The organism is Actinoplanes sp. NPDC048988, assembly GCF_043197815.1.
Taxonomy (GTDB): Bacteria; Actinomycetota; Actinomycetes; order Mycobacteriales; family Micromonosporaceae; genus Actinoplanes.
This window is the reverse complement of sequence record NZ_JBICTW010000001.1, coordinates 1,058,353-1,083,200: the sequence shown is the minus strand read 5'-3', so window position 1 is coordinate 1,083,200 and position 24,848 is coordinate 1,058,353. Positions and strand designations below refer to the sequence as shown.

26 protein-coding genes are annotated in these 24,848 nt (G+C 70.0%); 10 read left to right on the top strand and 16 right to left on the bottom strand.

Translation table 11 applies throughout. From position 1 onward, the window contains the following. The first annotated feature begins 4 nt into the window (after positions 1-4). Together ACGFJ7_RS04800 and ACGFJ7_RS04795 are read left to right on the top strand one after the other, a co-directional pair. Positions 5-1,135, top strand: a complete 1,131-nt coding sequence (locus tag ACGFJ7_RS04800; RefSeq protein ID WP_392640924.1) for an NAD(P)/FAD-dependent oxidoreductase — start codon at positions 5-7, stop codon at positions 1,133-1,135. A 32-nt stretch (positions 1,136-1,167) separates the two neighbouring features. Then, positions 1,168-1,950, top strand: a complete 783-nt coding sequence (locus ACGFJ7_RS04795; protein ID WP_360243397.1) for an isoprenyl transferase — start codon at positions 1,168-1,170, stop codon at positions 1,948-1,950. Positions 1,951-1,954: 4 nt separating this feature from the next. Here the strand turns inward: ACGFJ7_RS04795 and otsB are convergent, their stop codons facing one another. Then, positions 1,955-2,731, bottom strand: coding sequence for a trehalose-phosphatase (gene otsB / locus ACGFJ7_RS04790; RefSeq protein WP_360243394.1), 777 nt, complete (start codon positions 2,729-2,731; stop codon positions 1,955-1,957). A 310-nt stretch (positions 2,732-3,041) separates the two neighbouring features. On the opposite strand from otsB, the gene ACGFJ7_RS04785 reads away from it, so the two are divergent. The 3 genes from ACGFJ7_RS04785 (at position 3,042) to ACGFJ7_RS04775 (ending at position 6,340) form a co-directional block, all read left to right on the top strand. Then, a complete protein-coding gene (locus ACGFJ7_RS04785) occupies positions 3,042-4,418 on the top strand; it encodes a PhoH family protein (RefSeq protein ID WP_392640921.1) in 1,377 nt (458 codons plus the stop codon). Between the two features lie 315 nt (positions 4,419-4,733). Beyond that, positions 4,734-5,483, top strand: coding sequence for a lytic transglycosylase domain-containing protein (locus tag ACGFJ7_RS04780; protein WP_360243388.1), 750 nt, complete (start codon positions 4,734-4,736; stop codon positions 5,481-5,483). A 68-nt stretch (positions 5,484-5,551) separates the two neighbouring features. Next, complete coding sequence (locus ACGFJ7_RS04775; RefSeq protein WP_360243385.1) at positions 5,552-6,340, top strand: serine protease; 789 nt, start codon at positions 5,552-5,554, stop codon at positions 6,338-6,340. Here ACGFJ7_RS04775 and ACGFJ7_RS04770 read toward each other — a convergent pair. Beyond that, positions 6,334-6,969, bottom strand: a complete 636-nt coding sequence (locus ACGFJ7_RS04770; RefSeq protein ID WP_360243382.1) for a rhomboid family intramembrane serine protease — start codon at positions 6,967-6,969, stop codon at positions 6,334-6,336. The two genes, ACGFJ7_RS04775 and ACGFJ7_RS04770, sit on opposite strands and share 7 nt — an antisense overlap. A gap of 65 nt (positions 6,970-7,034) precedes the next feature. After that, a complete protein-coding gene (gene glpX, locus ACGFJ7_RS04765) occupies positions 7,035-8,078 on the bottom strand; it encodes a class II fructose-bisphosphatase (protein WP_360243379.1) in 1,044 nt (347 codons plus the stop codon). 226 nt (positions 8,079-8,304) lie between these two features. Between glpX and ACGFJ7_RS04760 the strand changes: the two genes are divergently transcribed. After that, complete coding sequence (locus ACGFJ7_RS04760) at positions 8,305-8,805, top strand: DUF4245 domain-containing protein (protein ID WP_360243655.1); 501 nt, start codon at positions 8,305-8,307, stop codon at positions 8,803-8,805. Between the two features lie 7 nt (positions 8,806-8,812). Here the strand turns inward: ACGFJ7_RS04760 and ACGFJ7_RS04755 are convergent, their stop codons facing one another. Genes ACGFJ7_RS04755 through ACGFJ7_RS04740 form a run of 4 tightly spaced genes read right to left on the bottom strand, consistent with a single transcriptional unit; the run spans position 8,813 to position 11,361 of the window. Next, positions 8,813-9,016, bottom strand: coding sequence for an exodeoxyribonuclease VII small subunit (locus ACGFJ7_RS04755; RefSeq protein WP_360243376.1), 204 nt, complete (start codon positions 9,014-9,016; stop codon positions 8,813-8,815). Further along, on the bottom strand, positions 9,013-10,239 hold the full coding sequence (gene xseA, locus ACGFJ7_RS04750) for an exodeoxyribonuclease VII large subunit (protein ID WP_360243373.1): 1,227 nt from the start codon (positions 10,237-10,239) through the stop codon (positions 9,013-9,015). Before xseA ends, ACGFJ7_RS04755 begins: the two co-directional genes overlap by 4 nt. 9 nt (positions 10,240-10,248) lie before the next feature. Then, complete coding sequence (locus ACGFJ7_RS04745; protein WP_360243370.1) at positions 10,249-10,830, bottom strand: hypothetical protein; 582 nt, start codon at positions 10,828-10,830, stop codon at positions 10,249-10,251. 30 nt (positions 10,831-10,860) lie between these two features. Beyond that, entirely contained in the window at positions 10,861-11,361 is a 501-nt protein-coding gene (locus ACGFJ7_RS04740; RefSeq protein ID WP_360243367.1) for a hypothetical protein, read from the bottom strand. 9 nt (positions 11,362-11,370) lie between these two features. Here ACGFJ7_RS04740 and ACGFJ7_RS04735 point away from each other — a divergent pair, with 9 nt between their 5' ends. Further along, entirely contained in the window at positions 11,371-12,399 is a 1,029-nt protein-coding gene (locus ACGFJ7_RS04735; RefSeq protein ID WP_360243364.1) for a 4-hydroxy-3-methylbut-2-enyl diphosphate reductase, read from the top strand. Here ACGFJ7_RS04735 and rmuC read toward each other — a convergent pair. Continuing rightward, complete coding sequence (rmuC, locus tag ACGFJ7_RS04730) at positions 12,396-13,532, bottom strand: DNA recombination protein RmuC (RefSeq protein WP_360243361.1); 1,137 nt, start codon at positions 13,530-13,532, stop codon at positions 12,396-12,398. The two genes, ACGFJ7_RS04735 and rmuC, sit on opposite strands and share 4 nt — an antisense overlap. Before the next feature lie 54 nt (positions 13,533-13,586). Here rmuC and ACGFJ7_RS04725 point away from each other — a divergent pair, with 54 nt between their 5' ends. Continuing rightward, positions 13,587-14,351, top strand: coding sequence for a hypothetical protein (locus ACGFJ7_RS04725; protein ID WP_360243358.1), 765 nt, complete (start codon positions 13,587-13,589; stop codon positions 14,349-14,351). 24 nt (positions 14,352-14,375) lie between these two features. Here the strand turns inward: ACGFJ7_RS04725 and ACGFJ7_RS04720 are convergent, their stop codons facing one another. From ACGFJ7_RS04720 to ACGFJ7_RS04705, 4 genes are all read right to left on the bottom strand, one after another. Continuing rightward, a complete protein-coding gene (locus ACGFJ7_RS04720) occupies positions 14,376-14,924 on the bottom strand; it encodes a hypothetical protein (protein WP_360243355.1) in 549 nt (182 codons plus the stop codon). A gap of 69 nt (positions 14,925-14,993) precedes the next feature. Beyond that, complete coding sequence (valS, locus tag ACGFJ7_RS04715; protein ID WP_392640917.1) at positions 14,994-17,531, bottom strand: valine--tRNA ligase; 2,538 nt, start codon at positions 17,529-17,531, stop codon at positions 14,994-14,996. Between the two features lie 46 nt (positions 17,532-17,577). Beyond that, complete coding sequence (locus ACGFJ7_RS04710; RefSeq protein WP_360243349.1) at positions 17,578-18,075, bottom strand: methylated-DNA--[protein]-cysteine S-methyltransferase; 498 nt, start codon at positions 18,073-18,075, stop codon at positions 17,578-17,580. Positions 18,076-18,157: 82 nt separating this feature from the next. Continuing rightward, on the bottom strand, positions 18,158-19,591 hold the full coding sequence (locus ACGFJ7_RS04705) for an AlkA N-terminal domain-containing protein (protein ID WP_360243346.1): 1,434 nt from the start codon (positions 19,589-19,591) through the stop codon (positions 18,158-18,160). A gap of 80 nt (positions 19,592-19,671) precedes the next feature. Here ACGFJ7_RS04705 and ychF point away from each other — a divergent pair, with 80 nt between their 5' ends. Then, positions 19,672-20,757 (top strand): redox-regulated ATPase YchF, encoded by a 1,086-nt coding sequence (ychF, locus tag ACGFJ7_RS04700; protein ID WP_360243343.1) that lies wholly within the window; start codon positions 19,672-19,674, stop codon positions 20,755-20,757. Positions 20,758-20,774: 17 nt separating this feature from the next. Here ychF and ACGFJ7_RS04695 read toward each other — a convergent pair whose 3' ends face one another. Genes ACGFJ7_RS04695 through ACGFJ7_RS04680 form a run of 4 tightly spaced genes read right to left on the bottom strand, consistent with a single transcriptional unit; the run spans position 20,775 to position 22,844 of the window. Continuing rightward, a complete protein-coding gene (locus ACGFJ7_RS04695) occupies positions 20,775-21,356 on the bottom strand; it encodes a Uma2 family endonuclease (RefSeq protein ID WP_360243340.1) in 582 nt (193 codons plus the stop codon). Between the two features lie 35 nt (positions 21,357-21,391). After that, positions 21,392-21,796, bottom strand: coding sequence for a GtrA family protein (locus ACGFJ7_RS04690; RefSeq protein ID WP_360243337.1), 405 nt, complete (start codon positions 21,794-21,796; stop codon positions 21,392-21,394). Further along, complete coding sequence (locus ACGFJ7_RS04685; RefSeq protein WP_360243334.1) at positions 21,793-22,485, bottom strand: glycosyltransferase family 2 protein; 693 nt, start codon at positions 22,483-22,485, stop codon at positions 21,793-21,795. The genes ACGFJ7_RS04690 and ACGFJ7_RS04685 overlap by 4 nt, the downstream gene beginning before the upstream one ends. An 8-nt stretch (positions 22,486-22,493) precedes the next feature. Next, positions 22,494-22,844 carry a DUF2304 domain-containing protein gene (locus tag ACGFJ7_RS04680; protein WP_360243331.1) on the bottom strand — a complete coding sequence of 117 codons (351 nt, stop codon included), beginning with the start codon at positions 22,842-22,844 and terminating at the stop codon, positions 22,494-22,496. Positions 22,845-23,091: 247 nt separating this feature from the next. Here ACGFJ7_RS04680 and ACGFJ7_RS04675 point away from each other — a divergent pair, with 247 nt between their 5' ends. Beyond that, the gene (locus ACGFJ7_RS04675) at positions 23,092-24,840 is read left to right on the top strand and encodes a hypothetical protein (protein WP_360243328.1); all 1,749 of its coding nucleotides are present in this window, start codon (positions 23,092-23,094) and stop codon (positions 24,838-24,840) included. Positions 24,841-24,848: the final 8 nt, after the last annotated feature.

Below are 24,848 nucleotides of genomic sequence, written 5' to 3'. Positions count from 1 at the left end.
CGGCATGCCGGTCGAGAGCTTCGACGTGGTGGTGGCCGGCGCCGGTCCGGCCGGGGCCGCGGCCGCGATCGCCGCCCGCCGGGCCGGGGCGAGGGTGTTGCTGCTCGACCGGGCCGACTTTCCGCGCGACAAGCCGTGCGGTGACGGCATCGCGGCCGAGGCGGTCGCCGTGCTCGACGGCCTGGGCGTGTCCGGGGTGACCGATGGTTACCCGGCTATCGAACGGTTGCGCCTGGTGGCGCCGGGTGGGGCGACCGTCGCGCGGCCGTTGCCGAAACCGGCGCACACCGTTCCCCGGCGGGTCTTCGACGAACGTCTCGTGCGAGCCGCGGTCGCGGCGGGGGCGGAATTGCGACATCATTCCGTACGCCGGGTGAGCGATCACGGCGACGCGGTGGTCCTCGACGATCTCGTCCGGGCGAGAGTGCTCATCGGCGCCGACGGCGCCGGCTCGGTCGTCCGCCGGCATCTCGGCCATCCGGTCAACCCGCCCGGCCACCTCGCCGTGGCGATCCGCGGTTACGCGCCGACCACCAACACCGGCGAACAAATCATCGTCACCACGCGGCAGCGCTGGCCCGCGTACGCCTGGGAGTTCCCGATCGGCGACGGCACCGCCAACGTCGGATACGGGGAGGTCCTTCGGGGCGTGCCGCTGTCCCGGGCGTACCTCCTGGAAAGAATGCGGAACCTCCTGGCCGGCGCCGAGCCGGCCGGAGTGCGCGGGCACCACCTCCCGCTCTCGACGCATCGGCCGCCGCCGGGCCGCGGCCGAGTGCTGCTGGCCGGCGACGCCCTGTCCTTGATCAACCCGTTCACCGGGGAGGGGATCTTCTACGCCGTGCTCTCCGGCTCGCTGGCCGGCGCGGCGGCCGCGGCCGGACCCGAACGGGTGACCGAGCGCTATCGCGACGCCCTGCGCCGGCGGCTCGGCCGGCACCTGCGCCACTCCGGCTTCGCGGCCCGGCTCAGCCGGCGGCCGCGGGTGGTCGACGCCGCCGTGAGCGCTGCGGCCCGGGATGGTGGTGTTTTCGACCGGATGGTGGAGCTGGGGCTCGGTGACGGGGTTTTCGACCCTCGCACGATCGGGCTCATCACCTTGCGGTTGAGTCACCGTCGCCGAGCCCACCCTTGAGTCGCTACCGGGGCGGGCTAGGGTTTGATGCGATGAGTCTGCGGTCCCTGATCTCCACTCCGTTCTACCGCGTGTACGAACGGCGGCTGGCCGGCAAGCTGGCCGGCAAACCCGTGCCCCAGCACGTCGGCGTGATGTGCGACGGCAACCGTCGCTGGGCCCGCGAAATGGGGTTCGTCGACCCCAACGACGGCCACCGCGTCGGCGCCGCCCGCGTCAAGGAGCTGCTGACCTGGTGCGACCAGGCCGGCATCAAACACGTCACGCTCTACCTGCTGGCCACCGACAACCTGCGCCGCCCGGCGGCCGAGCTCGACCCCCTGCTGCGGATCATCGAAGATCTGGCCAGCGAGCTGGCCGAGGACGGCAACCCGTGGCGGCTGCGCATCGTCGGCGCCCTCGACGTCCTGCCCGCCTCCACGGCCACGATCCTCAAGGCGGCGCAGGAGAAGACCCGCAACCGCACGATCGGAGTCGAGGTCAACATGGCGGTCGGGTACGGCGGCCGCCGCGAGATCGCGGACGCGGTGCGCTCGCTGCTGCACGAGCAGGCCGCCGCCGGCCGCACGATCGAGGAGATGGCCGAGATCCTCGACGTCGACCACATCGCCGAGCACCTGTACACCCGTGGCCAGCCCGATCCCGACCTGGTCATCCGCACCAGCGGCGAGCAGCGGCTCTCCGGTTTCCTGCTCTGGCAGTCGGCGCACTCAGAGTTCTACTTCCACGACGCCAACTGGCCCGACTTCCGCCGGATCGACTTCCTGCGGGCGCTGCGGTCGTACGGCAACCGGCAGCGCCGCTTCGGCGCCTAGCTCCCTAGAAGCGCTTGAGGCCCTCGGCGAGGAACTCGGCCACCGCGCCGGGGGAGTCGAGGGTCAGGTCGGCCGCGCTGGACACCTCGGCCCCGGTCTCGGGGTTGGCCACGGCCACCGCGACACCGAAGAACGACGGGTCGACCGCCTCGCGGGCGCGCAGCGCGTCGAACGCCTTGATGTCGGACATGTCGTCACCGAAATACCACGCGCAGCCCGCGTCGCGGACGCCCTCGGTGATGACCATGCCCTTGTCCTGGTCGACCGGGGGCTTGAGCTCGACCACCATGCGGCCGGCCTGGATCCGCAGGCCCTTCGCCTCGGCCTGCTCGTGTCCCCAGCGCTCGACGTCGCCGGCCCGCTGCGGCGCCGTGCGGTAGTGCAGGGCCACTGACAGGCGCTTGTACTCCACCAGGACGTCGGCGGGCAGCTCGGTCTTGGCCCGCTCGGCCAGCTCGGCCATCGCCGGCACCCAGGGCAGCGCGGCCGGCTCGGTGACGACCTCGCCCTCGTGCCACACCTCGAGGCCGTACAGCCCGTAGAGGTCGACGCCCTCGAGCGAGGAGAACCGGGACCGCAGGAAGCTGACCGGGCGGGCCGACACGATGGCGACCCGCTGCACGACGGTGGCGAGCTTTTCGAGCACGCCCAGCACGGACGGCACCGGCTGCGACGCGTCCGGGTCGTCGGTGACCGGCGAGAGCACGCCGTCGAAGTCGAAGAAGAACGTGGTGCGCTGCCTGTGCTCGGCGGTGAACGCCCAGGCCTCGGAGATGCCCACGTCTGAAAGGCTCAACGGATGGGTCGGACGCGGAGTCTGTGCCACGAGCCTCAGATTACCCGCCGAGGGTGACGTTTCATGCGCGCAAAATTAGCCGAGAGTTGGACGTCACCCGTTTTTGCGTACTACCGCGTACGCCTGATGACCGCTAGCGTTTGAGTCATGGCACGGGGTCATCCCGAGCCAGCCGGCCGGCCCGGACCTGCGACAAGTGCGCCACGGGGCCTGCAATCCGTCCCGTGCATGAGATCGGGCGCCGGAGGTGGCGGACCGCGGGCGTACCGGGTTGCACGCCCGCTGGAGCAGGCCTGTGACATCACGCCGATCTGACGCCGACGTCGCTAAGTCTTCACGTGACTCGGCCGCCAAAGTCTCCGGAACCATGGAACCGGCCCGTGAGGGCCGTGTTTTCGTTCTGGACACCTCGGTCCTGCTGTCCGACCCGGCGGCGTTCCGCCGGTTCTCCGATCACGAGGTGGTCATCCCCCTCGTCGTGATCTCCGAGTTGGAGGGAAAGCGCCACCATCCCGAGTTGGGCTGGTTCGCTCGCCAGTCGCTGCGTTTCCTGGACGAGCTCCGGATCAAGTTCGGCCGGCTCGACGAGCCGGTGCTCTGCAACGACGAGGGCGGCACGCTGCGGGTCGAGCTCAACCACGCCGACCAGAGCGTCCTGCCGCAGGGCTTCCGCAACGACTCCAACGACACCCGCATCCTCTCCGTGGCGCTGGGCCTGGCCCACGACGGGCGGGAGGTCACGCTCGTCAGCAAGGACATGCCGCTGCGGGTCAAGGCGGCCTCGGTCGGCCTCACCGCCGACGAGTACCGGCACGGCCAGGCCAGCGACCCCACCTGGACCGGCATGGCCGACCTCAAGCTGGGCGAGGAGGAGGTCAACGCGCTCTACAGCGGTGCGGAGCTGGAGGTCGAGGAGACCGAGCGCCTGCCCTGCCACACCGGCCTCGTGATCCACTCACCGCGCGGTTCGGCGCTGGGCCGGGTCAACCCCGACAAGTCGGTACGGCTGGTCCGCGGCGACCGGGAGGCGTTCGGCATCCGCGGCCGCTCGGCCGAGCAGCGGGTGGCGCTCGATCTGCTGCTGGACGAGTCGATCGGCATCGTCTCGCTCGGCGGCCGGGCCGGCACCGGCAAGTCGGCGCTGGCCCTCTGCGCCGGCCTCGAGGCCACCATGGAACGCAACCGCCACAAGAAGGTCATCGTGTTCCGCCCGCTCTACGCGGTCGGCGGCCAGGAGCTCGGCTACCTGCCCGGCACCGAGAACGAGAAGATGTCGCCCTGGGCTCAGGCCGTCTTCGACACGCTCGGCGCGGTCGCGCACGCGAACGTCGTGGAGGAGGTCATGGCCCGCGGCATGCTCGAGGTGCTGCCGCTGACCCACATCCGCGGCCGGAGCCTGCACGACGCCTTCGTGATCGTCGACGAGGCGCAGTCGCTGGAGCGCAACGTGCTGCTGACGGTGCTCTCCCGCATCGGGCAGGGTTCGCGGGTGGTGCTCACCCACGACGTGGCGCAGCGCGACAACCTGCGGGTGGGCCGGCACGACGGCGTCACCGCGGTGATCGAGGCCCTCAAGGGACACCCGATCTTCGCCCACGTGACGCTGACCCGATCGGAGCGTTCGCCCATCGCCGAGGTGGTCACCGATCTCCTCGAAGAGATTCCACTCTAAGTGATCGCTACACTCCGTAAGGTGACAACGGAGTCCCCTTCGGAGTGACGCGGTTTATGGAGTCTTTCACCCGTTTTGAGCGCGAAATAGTAGTGAGCAAAGTCACAACTCCGCTCTGACGTTTCACATCTACTTCACGCTGCGCCATGGTGTCTGACGAGCGCCATGCGTGGCCATCGTCGTCGGAGATCGACTTCGGGCCATCGTCTCGATTGACAGCGATCGAGATGTCGGCCCCTGTGGTCGCGGTGCTCACGGCACGTTCCCCCTGGTGGAGGGCGTGCCGTGTCATTGCCCCCGACGAAGGGAACCTTCGTGAATCGGCTCTGGAGCCGGGTCGGAGTACGAGTCACCGCGGTCGGCCTGCTTGTCGCGGGTGCCGCCGGAGGTGTCTATTTCGGACAGGACCGGGAAGTCCAGCAGACGAGTGCCGGAGCGCAACTTGTCGTGCAGGCGGACGTCGATGACACCCTGCTGCTGAAGCAGCGCCAGGCCGAGCACGCCGCGGACCGGGCGCAGCGCAGCCAGGCCGAGGCCGGTGCCGCCGAGAAGGCCGCCGCGGCGGCCAAGGTGTCCGCCGCTCAGGCGCACTCGACCGAGCAGAAGCTGATCGCCGCGAAGAAGGCGGCCGAGGCCAAGAAAAAGGCCGAGGAGGCCGCCAAGAAGGCGGCCGAGGCCAAGAAGAAGGCCGAAGAGTCCGCGAAGGAGAGCGGCGGCAGCCCTGCCGAGTACACGGGAGACATCCCGGCCTCCTGCAACGAGTACTCGGGCGCCCGCAAGACCGGCTGTGCGCTGATGATCTCCGCCGGCTTCGGCATCGACCAGTTCCCGTGCCTGGACAAGCTGTGGAAGAAGGAGAGTGGCTGGAACTACAAGGCCACCAACCCCAGTTCCGGCGCGTACGGCATCCCGCAGTCACTGCCCGGCAGCAAGATGGCCTCCGAGGGTGACGACTGGAAGAGCAACCCGGCGACCCAGATCAAGTGGGGCCTCGGTTACATCGAGGGCCGGTACGACACCCCTTGCGGCGCCTGGTCGCACTCGCAGGACACCGGCTGGTACTAAGTAGACACGCTTTTTGACGGGCCGCGCGGCTAACCGCGCGGCCCGTTTTCTTGTGATCAAATGTCCAGATGGTCCGAAATGCCGCTTCGCTGGTCATGATCGGTGTCCTCGCGGCGGTGCTGGGCGCGGGCTCTTCACCGGCTCAGGCCGGCGGAGAGCCCCGCCCGGTTCGCGAGGTGGTCGGCGGCACCGTGGCGCCGCAGGGCAAGTTCCCCTGGGTGGTGCGGCTCTCGATGGGCTGCGGCGGCACCCTGGTCGCGCCCCGGGTCGTGCTGACCGCGGGCCACTGCGTCGACGGCACCGGCGACACCGACCGGATCCAGGTCACCGCCGGCGTGTCCGACCTCAAGTCCCGTCGCGCGCTGACCGCCCGCAGCATCACGGTCATCCGCGCCGCCGGATTCAAGGACGAGACCCGCGGCGACGACTGGGCGGTCGTCCAGATGGACCGCGTGTTGCACCTGCCCGTCCTGCCGATCTCGGCCGAGCCGATCGGGAAGGGCCGCTACACCGTGATGGGGTGGGGGCAGACCCGCGAGGACTCGGTCAAGCAGGAGCGGCGGCTGCACTACGCCACGGTGCCCGTGGTCTCCGACGCGAGCTGCGCCAAGGCGTACCTCAAAGCGGGGGTGACGCTCGTCGGCGACGAGCAGATGTGCGCCGGTGACCGGCGGGTGGACACCTGCCAGGGCGACAGCGGCGGCCCGATGGTCGACCAGGATCGGCGTGGCCAATGGGTGCAGGTGGGCATCGTCAGCTGGGGGCTCGGCTGCGCGCGGGACGGATATCCGGGTGTCTACACCCAGATCTCCACCTTCCGTCCCGCGATCATGGCGGCGTTGCGGAAACTTCAGTAAGAGATCGTCTTAGGCCGCTTGCGGCGGAACAGGATCGCGGCGATCGCGCCGCCGAGCAGGCCCAGCAGGTGACCCTGCCAGGAGACCGGCTGGTCGGTCGGCAGGATGTTGTAGACCTGGTACCAGTACAGCAGGCCGATGAACCCGGCCACGCCGAGGTTCCACCAGCTCCGCTCGACCAGGCCGCGGGTCAGCAGCAGGCCCAGGTAGCCGAAGATGACGCCGCTCGCCCCGACCACCACGCTGTTCGGGTCGCCCACGAACCAGACACCCAGGCCACTCACCAGCATGATCACGAAGGTCGACCAGATGAACCGCCGGACGCCGCCGGCCAGGGCGAACGTGCCGACCAGGATCAGCGGCACGGCGTTGCCGTAGAGGTGGTCCCACCCGGCGTGCAGGAACGGGCTGAACAGCACGCCGTCGAGCCCGGCGATGCGGTGCGGGATGATGCCGCCGGCCACGTCGAGCTGCCCGGAGCCGATGCCGACGTCGATCGCCTCGATGAGGAAGAGGAAGGGAACGACGGCGCACATGGTCAGGAAGGCGCGCCCGAGGGACGCGTAGAACTCGTTCGTGCCGAACTTGGCCTCGGCCTCCGCGCGGGTCGTGTCTGCCCCGTAACTCATTGGTCAATGGTTCCAGGGAGGGGCAAGGCCCGCCAACAAATAGCGGGCCTCACCTTCGGCGAGAGTTAGATGACCGGCTCGCCGTCACCCAGCGGGACGGTCGGCAGGTGACCGTCGAAGTCGATGGCCGAGTACAGGGCCAGTTTCTCCAGGCGGTGGTACGAGTCGATGACCCGGATGGTGCCGCTCTTGGAACGCATGACGATCGACTGGGTGTGCGCGCCACCGGAGCGGTACCGCACGCCCTTGAGCAGGTCGCCGCTGGTCACGCCGGTGGCCACGAAGAAGCAGTTGTCGCCGGTGACCAGGTCGTCGGTGGTCAGCACCCGGTCGAGGTCGTGCCCGGCGGCGATCGCCTTCTCCCGCTCGGCGTCGTCGTGCGGCCACAGCTTGGCCTGGATCATGCCGCCCAGGCACTTGATGGCACAGGCGGCGGTGATGCCCTCCGGGGTGCCGCCGATGCCCATCAGCACATCCACGTCGGACTCGGCCCGCGCGGCCGAGATGGCCCCGGCGATGTCGCCGTCGGAGATGAACTTGATGTTCGCCCCGGCCTGGCGCACCTCCTCGACCAGCTTCGCGTGCCGTGGGCGGTCGAGGATGCAGACGGTCACGTCGGAAATGCTCGACCGCTTGGCCTTGGCGATCCGCCGCAGGTTCTCGGCGGTGCCGGCGTTGATGTCGACGACGTCGGCGCAGTCCGGCCCGACAGCGATCTTGTCCATGTAGAAGACGGCGCTCGGATCGAACATGGCGCCGCGCTCGGCCACCGCCAGAACGGCCACGGCGCCGGGCATGCCCTTGCTCATCAGCGTGGTGCCGTCGATCGGGTCCACCGCCACGTCCACCTCGGGCCCGGTGCCGTCGCCGACCCGTTCCCCGTTGTAGAGCATGGGCGCCTCGTCCTTCTCGCCCTCGCCGATCACCACCGTGCCGCGCATCTGAATCGAGTTGATCAGCTTGCGCATCGCGTCGACGGCCGCGCCGTCACCGCCGTTCTTGTCGCCGCGCCCGACCCAGCGGCCGGCTGCCATCGCCGCCGCCTCGGTGACTCGAACCAGATCGAGGGCGATGTTGCGGTCGAGATCCTGCGGGACCCGTGCTGGCATGGGCGCCTCCTCGCGACTCTGCGGGGTTGGTGAGTAACCAGATCCTCACATGTGCGGATGTGCAAAGTCCCGCGCCAGCGACATGGTTAACAATGGGTGAGTGGAACCAGCCGCACCGGACACCTCCGCCCCTTCCGCCCCTCAGGCGAAGCCCACCCCAGCGCCCGAGCCCGAGCCCGCCCCCACACCCGCGGCCGAGGCGCCGGCGCGGCTCGAGCGGGGGCAGGTGCGGTCGCCGAAGGACATGGCGATGTCGTTGCTGGTTCTGCTCGTGCCGATCGCGCTGCTGCTGATCTTCTACCGGACCGTGCTGAACGGCGACGCGCCGATCACTGTCGACCCCGCGCCCGCGCTTCAGGAGGCGCAGCGCGCGAACATCTTCCCGGTGCTTCAGCCGACCGGCCTCGGCGACGACTGGCACGTGTCAGCCGCGACCTTCCGCCGCCAGGACGCGGGCGCCACCCTGCGGATCGGTTACGTCGACCCCGACAAGGACGCCGTCCAGCTCGTCGAGAGCAGCGTGCCGTCGGCGACCCTGCTCCCCACCGAGCTCACCAAGCAGGCCAAGCCCGCCGGCGAGTTCCGCACGGACGCCGGCGTCTGGCGCCTGTACGACGCTCGCCCCGGCGAGAAGGCCCTGGTCCTGGCCGACCAGACCCGCACGGTCATCGTCATCGGCAAGAGCGACACCGACACCCTCGAACACCTCGCCGAGTCCCTGCGCTGACCCCGGGTCAGTTCTCGGCGCGGGCGGCGCGGGCGGCCTCGATGCGCTCGCGGGCGCCGTCGAGCCAGCGCTGGCAGATGTCGGCCAGTTTCTCGCCGCGCTCCCACAGGGCCAGCGACTCCTCCAGGGAGCTGCCGCCCTGTTCCAGCCGTTCCACCACGGTGGCCAGCTCGGTCCGCGCCTGCTCGTAGCTCAGCTTGTCGTCGCTCACTCTTGCTCCTTTACGACTGCTCGCAACTCGCCCTCGGCGAGCCGCACCCTCACCAGATCGTCGGTCTCGACCTCGCCGGCCGCGCGGACCACGTGGCCGTCGGCGCGCTGCACGATCGCGTAGCCGCGCTGCAGCGTCGCCGCCGGTGACAGCGCGCGCAGCCGGGCCAGCGTGTGCCGCAGGTCGTCGTCGGCGCGGCGCACCCGGTGTTCGAGGCTGCGCACGGCCCGCTCGCGCAGCGCGGTCACGTCAGCCGCGCGCTGGTCGACCAGCAGCTCGGGCCGGGCCAGCGACGGGCGCGAGCGCCACGACTCGAGGCGGTGGCTCTCGCGGTCGACCAGGGTGAGCACGGCCCGTTCCAGGCGGCGGCGGGCCACGTCGATCAGCTGTCGCTCCTCGGCCAGGTCGGGCACGATGCGCTTGGCCGCGTCGGTGGGCGTCGAGGCGCGCAGGTCGGCCACATAATCGAGCAGCGGCGCGTCGGTCTCGTGGCCGATCGCGCTGACCACCGGCGTCCGGGCGCCGAAGACGGCCCGGCACAACGCCTCGTCGGAGAACGGCAGCAGGTCTTCGACGCTGCCACCGCCACGGGCGATCACGATGACGTCGACCGACTCGTCGTTGTCGAGCACCTTGAGCGCGTCGATGATCTGCGGCACCGCGGTGGGGCCCTGAACCGGCACGTTGATCGTGAAGAACTCGACGGCCGGCCAGCGGCGGCGCGTGTTCATCAGGACGTCGCGCTCGGCGGCGCTGGCCCGGCCGGTGATCAGGCCGATCTTGCGGGGCAGGAACGGCAGGCGGCGCTTGCGCTCGCGGGCGAACAGGCCCTCGGCCGCCAGCAGTTTCTTGAGCCGGTCGAGCCGGGCCAGCAGCTCGCCCAGGCCGACCTGGCGGATCTCGTCGGCGCGCAGGCTGAGCGTGCCCCGCGCGGGGTAGAACTCCGGCTTGGCGTGCAGCGTGACGCGGGCGCCCTCGGCCAGCTCGGGCGCACCGGCGTCGAGCACGTCGCGATGGGCGGTGACGGTGAGGCTCAGGTCGGCCGACGGGTCGCGCAGGGTCAGGAAGACCACGCTGGAGCCGGGGCGGCGGCTGATCTGGGCCACCTGGCCGTCGACCCACACCCAGCCCAGCTTGGCGATCCAGGCCCCGACCTTCTGGCTGACGACGCGGACCGGCCACGGCTCGTCGGCGGTGCTCTTGGCTCCTGCTGGCTCACTCACCCGGCCAGATTACGGAAGCCCTCTGACATTCTCGTCGTCCGCGGTGCGCGTCCCGCGTTGTTCGGCATGATCGGCCGAGGTGCGGCCGGCGGGCCGGGCGGGGCCGGGACGAGTCGCGGGGCGGGTCGTGGAGCGGGCCGGCGCCGGCCTCAGACGGCCGGCGACGACCAGCACGAGCATGCCGGCGAGCGCCCAGAAGAGCAGGTCGATGACGATCCGGGCGCCGTCGGCGTGCCAGCCGCCGGGATCGCGGGCCACCACGGTGTACGGGAAACCGTGCGTGACGCCGTACCGGGAAGAACAGCAGTTGACCTTGACTGTGGGCAGTGTCGAGATGACCAGGCCGAGCACGGCGACGGACGCGCCGGCCACCCACGCGGTCCGCCCCGGACGGCAGCCGACGCGCTGAAGGCCGAGCAGGGTCAGGCCGGCGAGCAGAAGTACGGCGTGGAACAGCCCATAGGTGAACGAGTCGACTCCCATGGCGAGGTTGAGCAGGGCGAGCGCGGTGAAGGCCCAGCCGATGATCAAGCGCAGTGTGGTCGCCGCTCCCGCCAGCAGTCCGGGGTCGTCCACCGGGGCCTCAGGCATGAATTCGAGTATCCCGGCGAAACGGTGAAGTTACCGGCGAATCGGATGTTGTCCGCTTTTCGACCGCCGGATCACGAGGAAGAGCACCAGGAGCAACAACCCGGCGTACGAGAAAAGCAGAAGATCCGCGAAGAGCGAGATGAAACTGACCGTCCAGTCCGCGCTCGACGCGAGCCGGACGGCGGTCTCCTGATCGTCCGCGACGGCGCCGCGGCCGGCCCAGGTGAACGGCCAGCCGCGATCGACCAGGTAGGCCACGTCGCAGCACACCTGCGACTTCGAGACGGCCAGGCCGGCCGCCGTCCCGGCCACGGCGGAAACGGCCATGACGATCGCGGTGAGGCGGCCGGGCAGGCGGACACGATGCGGCATGAGCAGCACCAGACCGCCCGCGGCGAGCACGGCGCCGATCAGCAGATCCAGCCGGTAACTGGCCGAATGCAGATTGAGAAGGATCCAGGTCAGGCCCAGCACCAGCGACAACGCGCCCACCGCGAAGTACAAGCCCTTGGTTGCTTCCCGCACGATCACCGCACGAGTATGCCTGTGGCACGGATCGCAGAGAAGCATGCGCGAGAGGGATCCACGTACCATGGCCGGGTGACTGAGCCCCGGAAGCGTGTGTTGCTGGCCAAGCCGCGCGGCTACTGCGCCGGCGTCGACCGTGCGGTGCAGACCGTCGAGGAGGCGCTGAAGCTGTACGGCGCCCCGGTCTACGTGCGCAAGCAGATCGTGCACAACAAGCACGTGGTGAGCACGCTCGAGGCGGCCGGCGCGATCTTCGTGGAGGAGAACGAGGAGGTGCCCGAGGGCTCCACCGTCGTCTTCTCGGCCCACGGCGTCGCCCCCGAGGTGCACGAGCAGGCCAAGAGCCGCAACCTGAAGGCGATCGACGCGACCTGCCCGCTGGTCACCAAGGTCCACCACGAGGCGAAAAGGTTCGCCGCGGAGGACTACGACATCCTGCTCATCGGCCACGAGGGCCACGAGGAGGTCATCGGCACCTCCGGCGAGGCTCCCGAGCACATCCAGCTCGTCGACGGCCCCGACTCGGTCGACCAGGTCGTCGTCCGCGACCCGTCCAAGGTCGTGTGGCTCTCGCAGACCACGCTCTCGGTCGACGAGACGATGGAGACGGTCGCCCGGCTGAAGACCCGCCTGCCGCTGCTCCAGTCGCCCCCGAGCGACGACATCTGCTACGCCACCCAGAACCGGCAGCACGTGGTGAAGGAGATCGCCCCCGAGTGCGACGTGGTCATCGTCGTGGGCTCGACGAACTCCTCCAATTCGGTACGCCTCGTCGAGGTCGCGGTGGACGCGGGCGCCCGCGCCGGCCACCTGGTCGACTACGCCTCCGAGATCAAGGACGAGTGGCTCGAGGGCGCGACCACGGTCGGCGTCTCCTCCGGCGCCAGCGTCCCGGAAGACCTGGTCATGGAGGTTCTGTCCCACCTGGCGGCCCGCGGCTTCGGCGAGGTCACCGAGTTCACGACGGCCGAGGAGCGCCTGACGTTCTCGCTGCCGCAGGAGCTCCGCCGGGACATGAAAGCCGCGGCCGCCCAGGCCTAATCGATCAGCTCCGGTGACTGCGGTTGCCTCGGGGCGACCTCGATCTGCGGCGGCGTGACCAGCTCGTCGTCGGAGACGCCCATCTCGGCGAGCTTGCGGGCGCTGACCAGCACGCGTGCTTCCAAGGACCCGACTGCCCGGTTGTACGCCGTGACGGCACCACCCAGCGCGGTGCCGACCCGGCCCACGTGGTCGCCCAGGGTGGCGAGCCGCCCGTACAGCTCACGGGCCAGGCTGTGCACGGCCACCGCGTTGCGGGCCAGGGCCTCCTGCCGCCACGAGTAGGCGACCGTGCGCAGCATGGCGATCAGGGTGGCCGGGGTGGCCAGCACGACGTTGCGCCGGAAGGCGTGCTCCATCAGCGTCGGGTCGTGCCGCAGGGCCACGTCGAGGAACGGGTCGGCCGGCAGGAAGAGCACCACGAAGTCGGGGGACTGCTCGAAGGCGGTCCAGTACTCCTTCGCGGCGAGCGCGTCGATGTGGGCCCGCAGGTGGCGGGCGTGCTGGTTGAGGTGGGCGTCGCGGCCGCGCTCGTCGCGCGCCTCCAGGGCCGAAAGGTAGGCCTCGAGCGGCGCCTTGGCGTCGACGACGACGGTGCGGCCGCCGTGCATGCGGACCACGAGGTCCGGGCGGACACCCGAATTGTCGGTGGCGGCGGTCACCTGCTCGGCGAAGTCGCAGTGTTCCAGCAGGCCGGCCGCCTCGACGATGCGGCGGAGCTGATGCTCACCCCAGCGGCCGCGCACCTGCGGGGTCCGCAGCGCCGCGACCAGCTGTTTCGTCTCGGTGCGGAGCTCGCCCGAGACCTCGCTCATCGAGCGCACCTGCTCGCGCAGTTCGGCGTACGCGTCGACGCGCTCCCGTTCCAGCTCGGCGACCCGCTGCTCGTAGCGGCGCAGGGTCTCGTGCAGCGGCGCCACGGCCCGGGCCACCGCCTCCTGCGACTGGGCGGTCGCCTCGTACGACAGCGCGCGCATCGACTGCTCCAGGCGTTCCTCACCGTCGGCGCGGGCCTGCACGGTCGCCTCGAGCCGGGCGATGTCGGCGGCCGCCCGCAGCCGCGCGGCGAACCAGCCGATCGCGGCCCCGGCGGCCAGACAGAGGAGCACCACGGCCAGCGTCGAGACAGTCACATGACGGAGATTGCCAGACGGCTCGGACGTGATTCGCGAGGGTACCGTTGGAACATGAGCGTGTTGCTGATTCTGGCCATCATCGTCGTGGTCGTTCTCGTGATCGCCTTGGCGCGGCGGAACGGGGCGGCATCTCAGCAAACGCGGCTCGAGGACGCCCGGGCCGAGGCCCAGCGGTGGTACGAGCGGCTGGGCGGTCAGCTCATGAACCTGCACGGCAGTGACACCGCCGCACAGCAGGCCCTGGCCGACGCGGGCGAGCGGTACAACGCCGCCGGCGGCCAGTTGCAGCAGGCCAACACCGTCCGGCAGTACGAGCTGGCCCGCGAGTCGGCGCTGGAGGGCCTGCAGTACGTGCGGGCCGGGCGTCTCGCGATGGGTCTCGACCCCGGCCCCGAGCTGCCGCCGCTGGCGAGCGCGCAGGGCGTCGGCCAGTTGACCAAGGAGCGCGAGGTCAACGTCCAGGGCCACAGCTACAAGGCGGGCCCGCAGCCGGGCGCCGACACCCCGTACTACTACCCCGGTGGCCGCGTGCAGGGCCGCCCGGTCCCGGCCGGCTGGTATTCGACGCCGGTGTGGAAGACGGCGCTCGGCGCCGGCGCGGGCGCCCTCGGCGGCCTGCTCATCTTCGACGCCCTGTTCTCGCCCGGCTTCGGCGACATGGGCTACGGCGACGGTTTCCAGGACGGCTACGCCGACGCCGCCGGCGACTTCGGCGGCGGCGACATGGGCGGCGGTGACTCGGGCGGTGGCGACTGGGGCGGTGGCGACTGGGGCGGCGGCGACATGGGCGGTGGCGACTTCGGCGGCGACTTCTAAGCACCGGTCTCCCGCCGGCGACTCTTAGGCGCCGTCGGTTTGGCGGAGGTGTTTGGCCAGCTCGCGGCGTAGCCGTCGCGGGCCTGGCCAGATCTCGCTGAGGTCGGCGGTGAACGCGGTGCCGTTCGGTGTCTCGGCCAGAGCGGGCCACCCGACCCGCTGGCCCTGCACCGGGTGCACGCTGTCGAGATCGACCGGGGTCACGTCCAGGACGTTGCGCAACCGCTCCCGGCGCACCTTCACCGAGGCGATGTCCTCCCAGGCCAGCAGGATCGGGTCGCTGTCCTGCGCGGCCAGTTCGAGGCCGCCCGACGAGACCCGCACCCACGTCTTCAGGGAACCCCGCGTGGAGTACGCGAAGCAGGCCGCCCCGAAGACCGCGACCACCCCGGCCTGGAACGCGGTGTGCCACCACGGGTTCCCGGTGCCGCCCGTGACCGCCGCCATGATCGGCGAGACGAGGGCGAACGAGAGCATCAGCAGGATGAAGACGGTGACGAACGTCCGCACCGGCGACGACCGGAACAGCACGGCGTCGCGTGCGGGCGCCTCCACCTGATCAGGCGCGATCATGCCTCCCATGCTGCCCTGCCGGCGGCCCCGGCTCCGGCGTTTCGCCGGAGCCGGGCCCACGAGCTCCGGTCAGAAGGCGCAGGCGATGACCAACTCGGGCGTACGGTCGGGCAGCTTGTCCAGCTTGGCGATGCGTCCCGCCGAGGTGAGGTCGCCCTCGATCAGCGCCAGCTTGTCGAGCAGCTCCGCCGGCCCGAGCGCCTCGGCCAGCGGCACGTCGGCCTTCATCGACAGCTTCCGGTCGCTCTTGGCCCGCCGAACCTGGCGCAGCGCGTCGCCGGCCAGGTCGAGCAGGCTCGCGTCACCCTCAGTCGCGACCCGGGTCAGCTCGTACGTCGTCGGCCAGGTCGCCTTGTGCACCGACCCGTACCGCCACCACGACCAGACCTCCTCCGTCACGTACGGCAGGAACGGCGCGAACAGCCGCAGCAGTACCGACAGCCCCGCCGCCAGCGCCGCCCGGGCCGAGTCGGCGCCGGGCCCCTGCGCGTACGCCCGCTCCTTGACCAACTCGATGTAGTCGTCGCAGAACGTCCAGAAGAACGCCTCGGTCGCCTGCAACGCCTCGGTGTGGTCGTACCTGTCGAACGCCTCGGTCGCCGTGCCGACCACCGCCGCGAGCCGGGTCAGCATCGCCCGGTCGAGCGGCTCGGTGACCGGCTGCCGCAGCGCCTCGGCCGCGCCCAGCCCGAGCGCGAACTTCGACGCGTTGAGCAGTTTGGTCGCCAGCCGCCGGCCGACCTTGATCTGGGCCGGGTCGAACGCCAGGTCGGCCCCGGGCCGTCCGTTGGCCGCCCAGTACCGCACCGCGTCCGAGCCGTTCTGCGTCAGCAGGTCCATCGGGGTGACGACGTTGCCCTTGGACTTGGACATCTTCTTACGGTCGGGGTCGAGGATCCACCCGGACAGGACTGTCGTCTTCCACGGCAGGACGTCGCTTTCCTGGTCGGCCCGCAGGACCGAGGAGAACAGCCAGGTGCGGATGATCTCTTGCCCCTGGGGGCGCAGATCCATCGGGAAGGTCCGCCGGTGCAGGTCGTCGTCGTGCTGCCAGCCGGTGACGATCTGCGGCGTCACCGATGAGGTGGCCCAGGTGTCCATCACGTCCGGGTCGGCCGTGAAGCCACCCGGAACGTCGCGCTGCGACTCGTCGAAGCCGGGCGGACACTCCGAGGAAGGGTCGACCGGCAGCGCCGTTTCGTCCGGTATGAGAAGCTGGTCGTAGTCCGGTTCGCCAGCGTTGTCGAGCCGGTACCAGACCGGGATCGGCACGCCGAAGAACCGCTGCCGGCTGATCAGCCAGTCACCGGTCAGCCCGTTCACCCAGTGCTCGTAGCGATGCCGCATGTGCTCGGGGAACCACTGCAACTCCTTGCCCCGGGCGATCAGCCGCTCGCGCAGCGCGGGCTCGCGGCCGCCGTTGCGGACGAACCACTGCCGGCTGGTGACGATCTCGAGCGGTGAGTCGCCCCGCTCGTAGAACTTGACCGGATGGGTGATCGGCCGCGGCTCGCCGATCAGGTCGCCGGACTCGGTGAGCAGCCGGACGATCTCCCGCCGGGCCGCGTTGACGGTCAGGCCGGCGAACTCCCGGTAGGCCGCCTCGGGAACATCCGCCGGACGGTCGGCCAGGAAGCGGCCGTCGCGCCCGAGAACGACCCGCGTCTCGAGCTGAAGGTCGCGCCACCAGGTGACGTCGGTGATGTCACCGAACGTGCAGACCATCGCGATGCCGGTGCCCTTGTCGATCGCGGCCATCGGATGGGCCTTGACCGGCACCTCGACGTCGAAGAACGGCGTCCGGACACTGGTCAGGCCCTCGTAGCGCTCGTCGCCCGGGTGGTAGACCAGCGCGACGCAGGCCGGCAGCAGCTCGGGCCGGGTCGTGTCGACCTCGACCGGGCCGTCCGGCCCGTGGAAACGCAGCCGGTGGTACGCGCCCGGGCGCTCCCGGTCCTCGAGCTCGGCCTGCGCGACCGCCGTGCGGAACCCGACGTCCCACAGCGTCGGCGCCTCGGACGTGTAGGCCTCGCCGCGCGCCAGGTTGTTGAGGAAGGCGCGCTGCGAGACGGCCTGCGAGTGCCGCCCGATCGTCGTGTAGGTCAGCCCCCAGTCGACCGAGAGGCCGAGCGTGCGCCACAGCGCCTCGAAGGCCTTCTCATCCTCGGTGGTCAGCCGGCCGCACAGCTCGACGAAGTTGCGCCGCGAGATGGCGATCGGCTGCTTGGGCGGCGTGGCCGGCGGCTCCCAGGCCGGGTCGTAGGGCAGCGCCGGGTCGCACCGGACGCCGTACACGTTCTGGACCCGGCGCTCGGTCGGCAGCCCGTTGTCGTCCCAGCCCATCGGATAGAAGACGGCCTTGCCGCGCATGCGCTGGAACCGCGCGACCGTATCGGTGTGGGTGTACGAGAAGACGTGCCCCATGTGCAGCTCGCCCGATACGGTCGGCGGAGGCGTGTCGATGCTGTATACATCCGAGCGCTCCTTCGAGCGGTCGAACGCATACGTGCCCTCCTCCTGCCAGGTCCGCGCCCACTTGTCCTCGAGCCCGTCCAGCGACGGCCGCTCGGGGAGACCGGCGCGTCCGGTCGTTCCCGTATCAGTCATGGCTGAATGCTACGGCGCGGCCGGATCGAGGGCTTGGCAATAAGCGTCACGCCGACGCCTCGTGGTCGAGCAGCCACTGCTTCACCGGCACACCCCAGCGGTAGCCGCCGAGCGTGCCGTCCAGCCGCAGCACCCGGTGACAGGGCGTGAAGAGCGCGACCGGGTTGCGCGCGCAGGCCGACGCCGCTCCGCGGACCGCGGCCGGACGCCCGGCCAGGCGCGCGAACTCCGAATAGGTCACCGGGGCGCCCGGCTTGATCTCGCGCATGACCTGCCACGCGTACCGGATGAAGGGCCCGCCGGTCCGCTGCTCGACGGTCACGGCGTCGATCGCCGAGCGGTCACCGTCGAAATAGGACCGGACGTGGCCGGTGACCGGCCCGACGTCGTCGGCCGGCTCGGCCGGGGCGCGCAGATCGGGATGGATCAGGCTCACCAGGTCGGCCACGTCGGTCGTGAAGCCGGCAGCGCGCACGGCGCCGGACGGGGAGACGATCACGGTCAGCGGGCCGGTAGGGGTGTCCAGCGTGCGGTACTTCAACATCGGGTCCTCCTGGGGTCGCGCTTCAGCTTGGCCCGTTCGGACGGGCCATGGGAAAGATCTTGTTGAGCCTGTGGACAACGCGTCAGGCCGCTCTCCACAGCCGGATCAGTCCGTATGAGCGCCACGGCCGCCACCGCTCGGCGTGCGCGGCGAGCGCCCTGGCCGCGGTCGGCAGGCCCAGAGCCGCTGCTCCGCGGCGTACGGCGAGATCGGTGGGAAGGAAGACGTCCGGATCGCCGATCGCCCGCATCGCGACATATCCGGCCGTCCACGCGCCTATCCCGGGGAGTTCTTCCAGGCGGGCGACGGTTTCGGCCCGGTCCGCGCCCGGCTCGAGGTCGATTTTGCCGTCGGCCACGGCCGCCGCCACCCGCCGGATCGTGTCCCGCCGCGCCGCCGGCATCCCGAACGCCGCATCCGGCAGGTCGGCCACGACCGCGGCGGAGGGAAAAGCAGCGAGGCCCACTTCGGAGGGAAGGGCGACCCGGGCCGCTGCGATGATCCGGCCCAGGGTCGTTCGCGCGCCGGCCACCGAGACCTGCTGGCCCACGATCGCCCGCACGGCCATCTCGAAACCGTCGACCGCGCGCGGCACCCGTACACCCGGCTCCTCGGCGACAGCCGTCGCCAGCGCGCCGTCCGCACCCAGCGTGGCGTCGACCGCGTCGGGGTCCGCGTCCAGATCGAAGAGCCGCCGGCAGCGGGCCACGGCCGGCGCCAGGTCGCGGACGTCGCCCAGCCGCAGCGTCGCCGTGACGAACCGGTCGGCCGGCGTCAGCGCCACGGTCGCGCTTCCATGGGGCAGGGACAGGCCTCGGCGGTACGTGTTCCCGTCGCGCTCCTCGACCCCCGGCAGCGCCCGCGTCCCGAGGAAGTCGAGCAGCGCCGGCACGTGCAACGGCGAACGGTACGCCAGCCGTACGGAAATCGTCCCCGGCTCGTCCGCCGCACCACTGGCCCGCCGGGCCCGCAGCTGGCCGGGCGCCTGCGCGTACACCTCCTGGATGGTGTCGTTGAACTGGCGGACGCTGCCGAAACCGGCCGCGAACGCGATCTCGGCCAGGCCCAGGCCGGTGGTCTCGATCAGAATGCGCGCCGTCTGCGCGCGCTGGGCCCGGGCCAGGGCCAGCGGCCCGGCGCCGAGTTCCGCGGTCAGCAGCCGGTTCAGGTGACGCTCGGTGTAACCGAGGCGGCTCGCCAGCCCCGGCACGCCCTCCCGGTCGACCACCCCGTCGCCGATCAGGCGCATCGCGCGCCCGACCAGGTCGGCCCGCACGTCCCACTCGGGTGAGCCGGGCGCCGCGTCCGGCCGGCAGCGCTTGCAGGCGCGGAAGCCGGCCCGCTGCGCGGCGGCCGCGCTCGGGTGGAAGCGCACGTTCTCCCGCTTCGGCGTGATCGCCGGGCAGGACGGGCGGCAGTAGATGCCGGTGCTGGTCACGGCGGTAAAGAACCAGCCGTCGAAGCGCTGGTCCCGGCTGTCCACGGCCCGGTAGCACCGCTCGAAGTCCAGTTCCATGTCGTTGAGTCTGCGCTTGCCGCTGTACGGATTGCTGGCGGGATTCGGACATGGCCATGCACCCCGTAGACTGACGCTCCGTGAGCCTCACCATCGGAATCGTCGGCCTGCCCAACGTCGGCAAGAGCACCCTGTTCAACGCCCTGACCAAGAACGACGTGCTCGCCGCGAACTACCCGTTCGCGACGATCGAGCCGAACGTCGGGGTCGTCGGGCTGCCCGACGAGCGCCTGGAGAAGCTGGCCGAGCTGTTCAAGAGCGAGAAGGTCATTCCGGCGCCGGTCAGCTTCGTCGACATCGCCGGCCTGGTCCGGGGCGCGTCGAAGGGGCAGGGGCGGGGCAACGCGTTCCTCGCCAACATCCGCGACGCCTCGGCCATCTGCCAGGTCGTACGCGCGTTCTCCGACCCGAACGTGCTGCACGTCGACGGCAAGGTGTCGCCGTCCGACGACATCGAGACGATCAACACCGAGCTGATCCTGGCCGACCTCCAGACGGTCGAGAAGGCGCTGCCCCGCCTGCAGAAAGAGGCGAAGCTCAAGAAGGACCGGGCGCCGGTCGTGGCCGCCGCCGAGGCCGCGTTCAAGCTGCTCAACGACGGTGTCACGCTGCACGCGGGCGCGGCGAAGGCCGGCATCGACGTGGAGCTGCTGGGCGAGCTGCACCTGCTGACGACCAAGCCTTTCCTGTACGTGTTCAACGTCGACGAGGAAGAGCTCGGCAACGCCGCGTTCCTCGACGAGCTGCGCGCCCTCGTGGCGCCGGCCGAGGCCGTCTTCATGGACGCCAAGATCGAGTCCGAGCTGATCGACCTGTCTCCCGAGGACGCGCAGGAGCTGCTCGAGTCGACCGGCCAGACCGAGCCCGGCCTCAACCAGCTGATCCGGGTCGGCTTCGACACGCTGGGCCTGCAGACGTACCTGACGGCCGGCCCGAAGGAGGCCCGCGCCTGGGTGATCCCGGTCGGCGCGACCGCCCCCGAGGCCGCCGGCGTCATCCACAGCGACTTCCAGCGCGGCTTCATCAAGGCCGAGATCGTCAGCTTCGACGACCTGATGGCCGCCGGCTCCATGTCCGCCGCCAAGGCCGCCGGCAAGGTCCGCATGGAGGGCAAGGACTACATCATGAAGGACGGCGACGTCGTCGAGTTCCGCTTCAACGTGTGACGAGCACGGCGCCCGGCTCAGCTCTTGGGGCCGGGCACCAGCTTGTCCAGGTCGATTTCGATCGGGAACGGCACTGTGGTGCGCAGCGTGTGGCGATGGATGCCGGTCGGCACGTACGACCGGGTCGGTTCGTCGAGTTCGTAGGCGTGAACCACCGGCGATGTGTCCTCGACTTCGATGCGCCAGTAACTCGCAATACCGGCTTCGGCGTACTTACGCAGCTTGACCGTTCGATCGCGGTGTGCCGACTCCGGTGAGACAACCTCTCCGACCAGAAGTGCCTCTTCGGGCGTGTAAAAAGTACGGAAGAGGTCGAAGGGCGCCCTTGTGATCAGGAGATCGGGCTCGGGACGGTTCCATTTGTCGAGCCGAATGGTGATCTCGCGGTCGACCGCGATGCCTTCGGGGACCTGATTCGTCAGAGCGTTCACCAGCGCGGTAATCATCCGGGCGTGCCAGATCCGCTGGGGGGACATCATGAAGACGAGTGCTCCATCGATGAGCTCGGTATGGCGCGGTGCTTCGGGCAGTCGGTCGAGGTCGTCGGCGTACCACCCCTCTGGCCGAGGTGGGCGCATCCACTCGGGCACCGCGGTCATGGCGTCACCGTAGCATTCTGACGTGACGGATCGCGTCAGATGAAGATCCACTTGCGGGAGATGAAGTAGTTGATCGTGGAGAGGGCGGCGGTGGTCAGGACCTTGGCGATCAGGTACATGACGCCGAGGGTGGTCAGGGCCTTGACCAGCAGGACCGTGATCAGCAGGTTCACCGCTACCAGGGCCAGGTATTTGGCCAGCTGATGCCGGAGGCGGCCGGTGGAGGCGAAGGCCCACTGGCGGTTGAGCAGGAAGTTGACCAAGAAGCCGGCCAGGAACGCGATGGCGGTGGCGGGCTCCAGCCACATGCCGGCCAGGCCGTGCAGCACCCAGAGCAGGCCCGCGTCGACGACCACGCTGGTGCCACCGACGATCAGGAAGCGGAAGCCGCTGCTGCGGGTGATGCGAAGTGCGGTTTCGCCGAGGGTGCCGGCCGTCATCGGCGGACCAGGGCGAGCAGCAGCGCCAGGCCGGAGCGGAACAGGTAGATCATCGCCTTGGTCGGCGAGTTGCTGGGCGTGCCGCCCTGGCGGGGGCGCATCGACACCGGGATCTGCTTGATCACGTACCCGCAGCGCTTGGCCTGGACGATCGTGTCGACCGTGTCGCCGAGGTATTCGACCGGGAAGTTGCGCGAGTAGAAGTTGATCAGCTCGCCGCGGCAGGCCCGGTAGCCGGAGGTGGTGTCGGTCAGCCTCGTGCGGGCGATCGCGGACAGCGCCTTAGACAGCAGCTTCATCGCCCACTGCCGCGGGCCGGCCACCTTGTAGACGCCCTCGCCGGCGAAGCGGGCGCCGATCACGAGGTCGGCGTCGGACAGCGCGTCGATCATGTCCTTGATGTATCGGGGGTCGTGCTGACCATCGGCGTCCATCTGCACGGCGACGTCGTACTCGTGCTCGACCGCGTACCGGTAGCCCAGCCGGCGGGCTCCGCCCACCCCGAGGTTGTAGGGGAGCCGGACGACCTTGGCGCCGGCGGCCCGGGCGACAGCGGCCGTCGCGTCCCGTGAACAGTCGTCGACGACCAGAATGTCCATTCCGGGGACTTCTTGCTGAAGTTCCTTGATCACCGCGGCGATCGATTCCGCCTCGTTCCACGCGGGCAGGATCGTCAGCACACGTTCCATTGTCGCGGTCACGGTGTTTTCACTTTCTCCCGCAATTCCTGCAATTCGGCGACATCGGCCCGAAGTAGGGCAATCTCCTCGGAGAGGCTTCGGGTTTCCTCCTCCAGCCGGCTGCTCTCCCACGAGAGGTGCACGGTGACCAGAAGCAGGAAGACGACACTGGCGAACAGGAAGAGGCTCAGCCCGGACGCGATGCCGAGGAACGAGGACAACCCGTCGAGCAGTGTCGGGATGAACGCCAGCGGAAGCACGGCGACCGCCACGAGCAGCCACAAGGCGCCGTACTTCTCACGCAGTTGCCGCCGCCGCAACAACTCGAATATCACGACCAGCATGACAAGGCCGGTCGTGGCCGTCACGAAAGTAAGTCTCATTGATTGTCCCCCGCTGTCCCCGCGGTCTTAGCGTGCGGACACTACCGCACACCCACCACATTCGAGAGATTGAGGCTTGGGGATTTTTGGGTAAGTATCGGTGTACAACAGGCAAATGACGTCGGTCTGTCTATGCGCGGGCTGTGGCGTGCGGCCGTTGCTGCTACCGTTTCGCCGGTCATTCGCTGGTTGACGCCACCGGCGCCCCAGGGCAGGAAGATTAACGACCATCATGACGACAGAGGTCATGCCGACCGTGCAGCGCGACGCGACGGCGGCGAAAGAAAGCTCCGGCCGTCTCCGGTGGGCCATCATCGGAGCCCTGGTTCTGGGATGGCTGGCCGCGTTCGTGTGGCGGCTCTGGCTCGGGCACCCGATCACGCACCCGGTCGCGCACACCGACGAGGACAGCTACATGAACGCCGCGCGCGCGATCGCCGGCGGTCCGGGCGGCTTCAGCTCGGAGACCCCGCTGTTCCGCCGGGTCGGATACCCGCTGCTCGTGTCGCCCGCCTTCCTGTTCAACCTCGACTTCGCGACCTCGTACAAGATCGTCCAGGTCATCAACGCGGCGATCAGCGCCCTCACCCTGCCGCTGGCCTACCTGCTGGCCCGCCGGATGTTCGGGCTCAAGACGTGGGTCGCGCTGGCCGCCGGCGTCGTCGCGGTCACCATGCCGGCCGGCACGTTCTGGTCGCTGGTGGGCATGACCGACGCGGTCATGGCGCCGCTGCTGCTCGGCTGGTTCCTGGCGGTCCACTGGTGGCTCGGCGACACCACGCGCAAGGGCGCCGCGATCACCGTGGGTGCGCTGACCGGCGCGCTCTACATGGTCCACGTCCGCGGCACGATCCTCGCCGCCGTCTACTTCGCGTTCCTGGCCTTCCTGATCTACCGCCGCAAGGCGACCTGGCGCCTGGCCGCCCTGTCGGTCGTGCCGCTGGTGCTGCTGGTCGCGCTCAACCAGATCATCATCGTGCTGCTCGGTGACAAGGTGCACATCCGCGGCGACATCGTCGGCGGCGGCACCCTCGAGGTGTTCACCAGCGCCCAGCGGCTCCAGGTGTTCTTCGGCTCGCTCGGCACCAACATCTGGTACATGTGCGTGGTGACCGCGGGTCTGGCCGGCATCGGCTGGGCCCTGGCCACGTTCGAGATGTTCCGGCCCAAGCGCGACGTCGCGTTCCGCTGGACCGGTGGACTGGCCCTGTTCAGCACGCTCGGCGTGGCCCTGGGCGCCGCGCTGATCCTGGCCGGTCTGGTCGACACCAACGCCGACGCCATCTACTCGCGGTACGTGCAGGCGTTCGTCCCGTTCTGGATCGTCTTCGGCTTCGCCGTGGTGGTGCGAAGCAGCCTCCGTGAGGTGGCGAAGTACGCCGTGGTGCCGGTTCTGGTCCTCGGCGCGGGCGGAGCCCTGATCGCGTACCGGCTGCACTATGTCGCCGAGCAGGGGCACAAGCTGTCGTACGGCGTCTTCGGCGGCCCGGACATCATGACCATCACGGGCGGCTACGCCAATTTCCGCCCGCTCGTCGGTACGGCCATCGGGCTGGCCGGGCTCGCCGTGATCGTGGCCCTCACCCGGTTCCGCCGGCTCGCGATTCCGGTGCTGGTGCTGATCGTGGCGGCGAACCTCGTGACCATGTCGGTGATGCGCGACCGCCTCATCCAGGCGCTCGGTGACAAGTTCAGCACCGCGATCGATCTGAAGAAGCTCGGCGTCGGTCCCGGTGACAAGGTCGCTCTCAGCACCAGGATGACCAACGAGGGCTACTTCGTCATGTACCACGACGTCTATTGGCAGGAGGTCGGCTTCCTGCCGAAGAGCGGCCTCCCGCCGGCCGACGTCGACGTCGTGATCGGCCGCTACATCCCCTCGTATCCGGACTACACCTGGAACGGCACCAAGTACGGCTTCAAGCTGTTGCAGAGCACGGGTGCCGCCGACGGCCAGGTCGGCGTCTGGCGCCGTCAGTAGCGCCGATC

Bases quoted from the DNA above. Each gene is read 5' to 3' on its own strand.
- ACGFJ7_RS04800 (WP_392640924.1), top strand. From the start codon at position 5: ATGCCGGTCGAGAGCTTCGACGTGGTGGTGGCCGGCGCCGGTCCGGCC.
- ACGFJ7_RS04795 (WP_360243397.1), top strand. From the start codon at position 1,168: ATGAGTCTGCGGTCCCTGATCTCCACTCCGTTCTACCGCGTGTACGAA.
- ACGFJ7_RS04775 (WP_360243385.1), top strand. From the start codon at position 5,552: ATGGTCCGAAATGCCGCTTCGCTGGTCATGATCGGTGTCCTCGCGGCG.
- ACGFJ7_RS04770 (WP_360243382.1), bottom strand. From the start codon at position 6,969: ATGAGTTACGGGGCAGACACGACCCGCGCGGAGGCCGAGGCCAAGTTC.
- glpX (WP_360243379.1), bottom strand. From the start codon at position 8,078: ATGCCAGCACGGGTCCCGCAGGATCTCGACCGCAACATCGCCCTCGAT.
- ACGFJ7_RS04745 (WP_360243370.1), bottom strand. From the start codon at position 10,830: ATGCCTGAGGCCCCGGTGGACGACCCCGGACTGCTGGCGGGAGCGGCG.
- ACGFJ7_RS04735 (WP_360243364.1), top strand. From the start codon at position 11,371: ATGCCTGTGGCACGGATCGCAGAGAAGCATGCGCGAGAGGGATCCACG.
- ACGFJ7_RS04725 (WP_360243358.1), top strand. From the start codon at position 13,587: ATGAGCGTGTTGCTGATTCTGGCCATCATCGTCGTGGTCGTTCTCGTG.
- ACGFJ7_RS04720 (WP_360243355.1), bottom strand. From the start codon at position 14,924: ATGATCGCGCCTGATCAGGTGGAGGCGCCCGCACGCGACGCCGTGCTG.
- valS (WP_392640917.1), bottom strand. From the start codon at position 17,531: ATGACTGATACGGGAACGACCGGACGCGCCGGTCTCCCCGAGCGGCCG.
- ACGFJ7_RS04710 (WP_360243349.1), bottom strand. From the start codon at position 18,075: ATGTTGAAGTACCGCACGCTGGACACCCCTACCGGCCCGCTGACCGTG.
- ACGFJ7_RS04705 (WP_360243346.1), bottom strand. From the start codon at position 19,591: ATGGAACTGGACTTCGAGCGGTGCTACCGGGCCGTGGACAGCCGGGAC.
- ACGFJ7_RS04695 (WP_360243340.1), bottom strand. From the start codon at position 21,356: ATGACCGCGGTGCCCGAGTGGATGCGCCCACCTCGGCCAGAGGGGTGG.
- ACGFJ7_RS04690 (WP_360243337.1), bottom strand. From the start codon at position 21,796: ATGACGGCCGGCACCCTCGGCGAAACCGCACTTCGCATCACCCGCAGC.
- ACGFJ7_RS04685 (WP_360243334.1), bottom strand. From the start codon at position 22,485: ATGGAACGTGTGCTGACGATCCTGCCCGCGTGGAACGAGGCGGAATCG.
- ACGFJ7_RS04675 (WP_360243328.1), top strand. From the start codon at position 23,092: ATGACGACAGAGGTCATGCCGACCGTGCAGCGCGACGCGACGGCGGCG.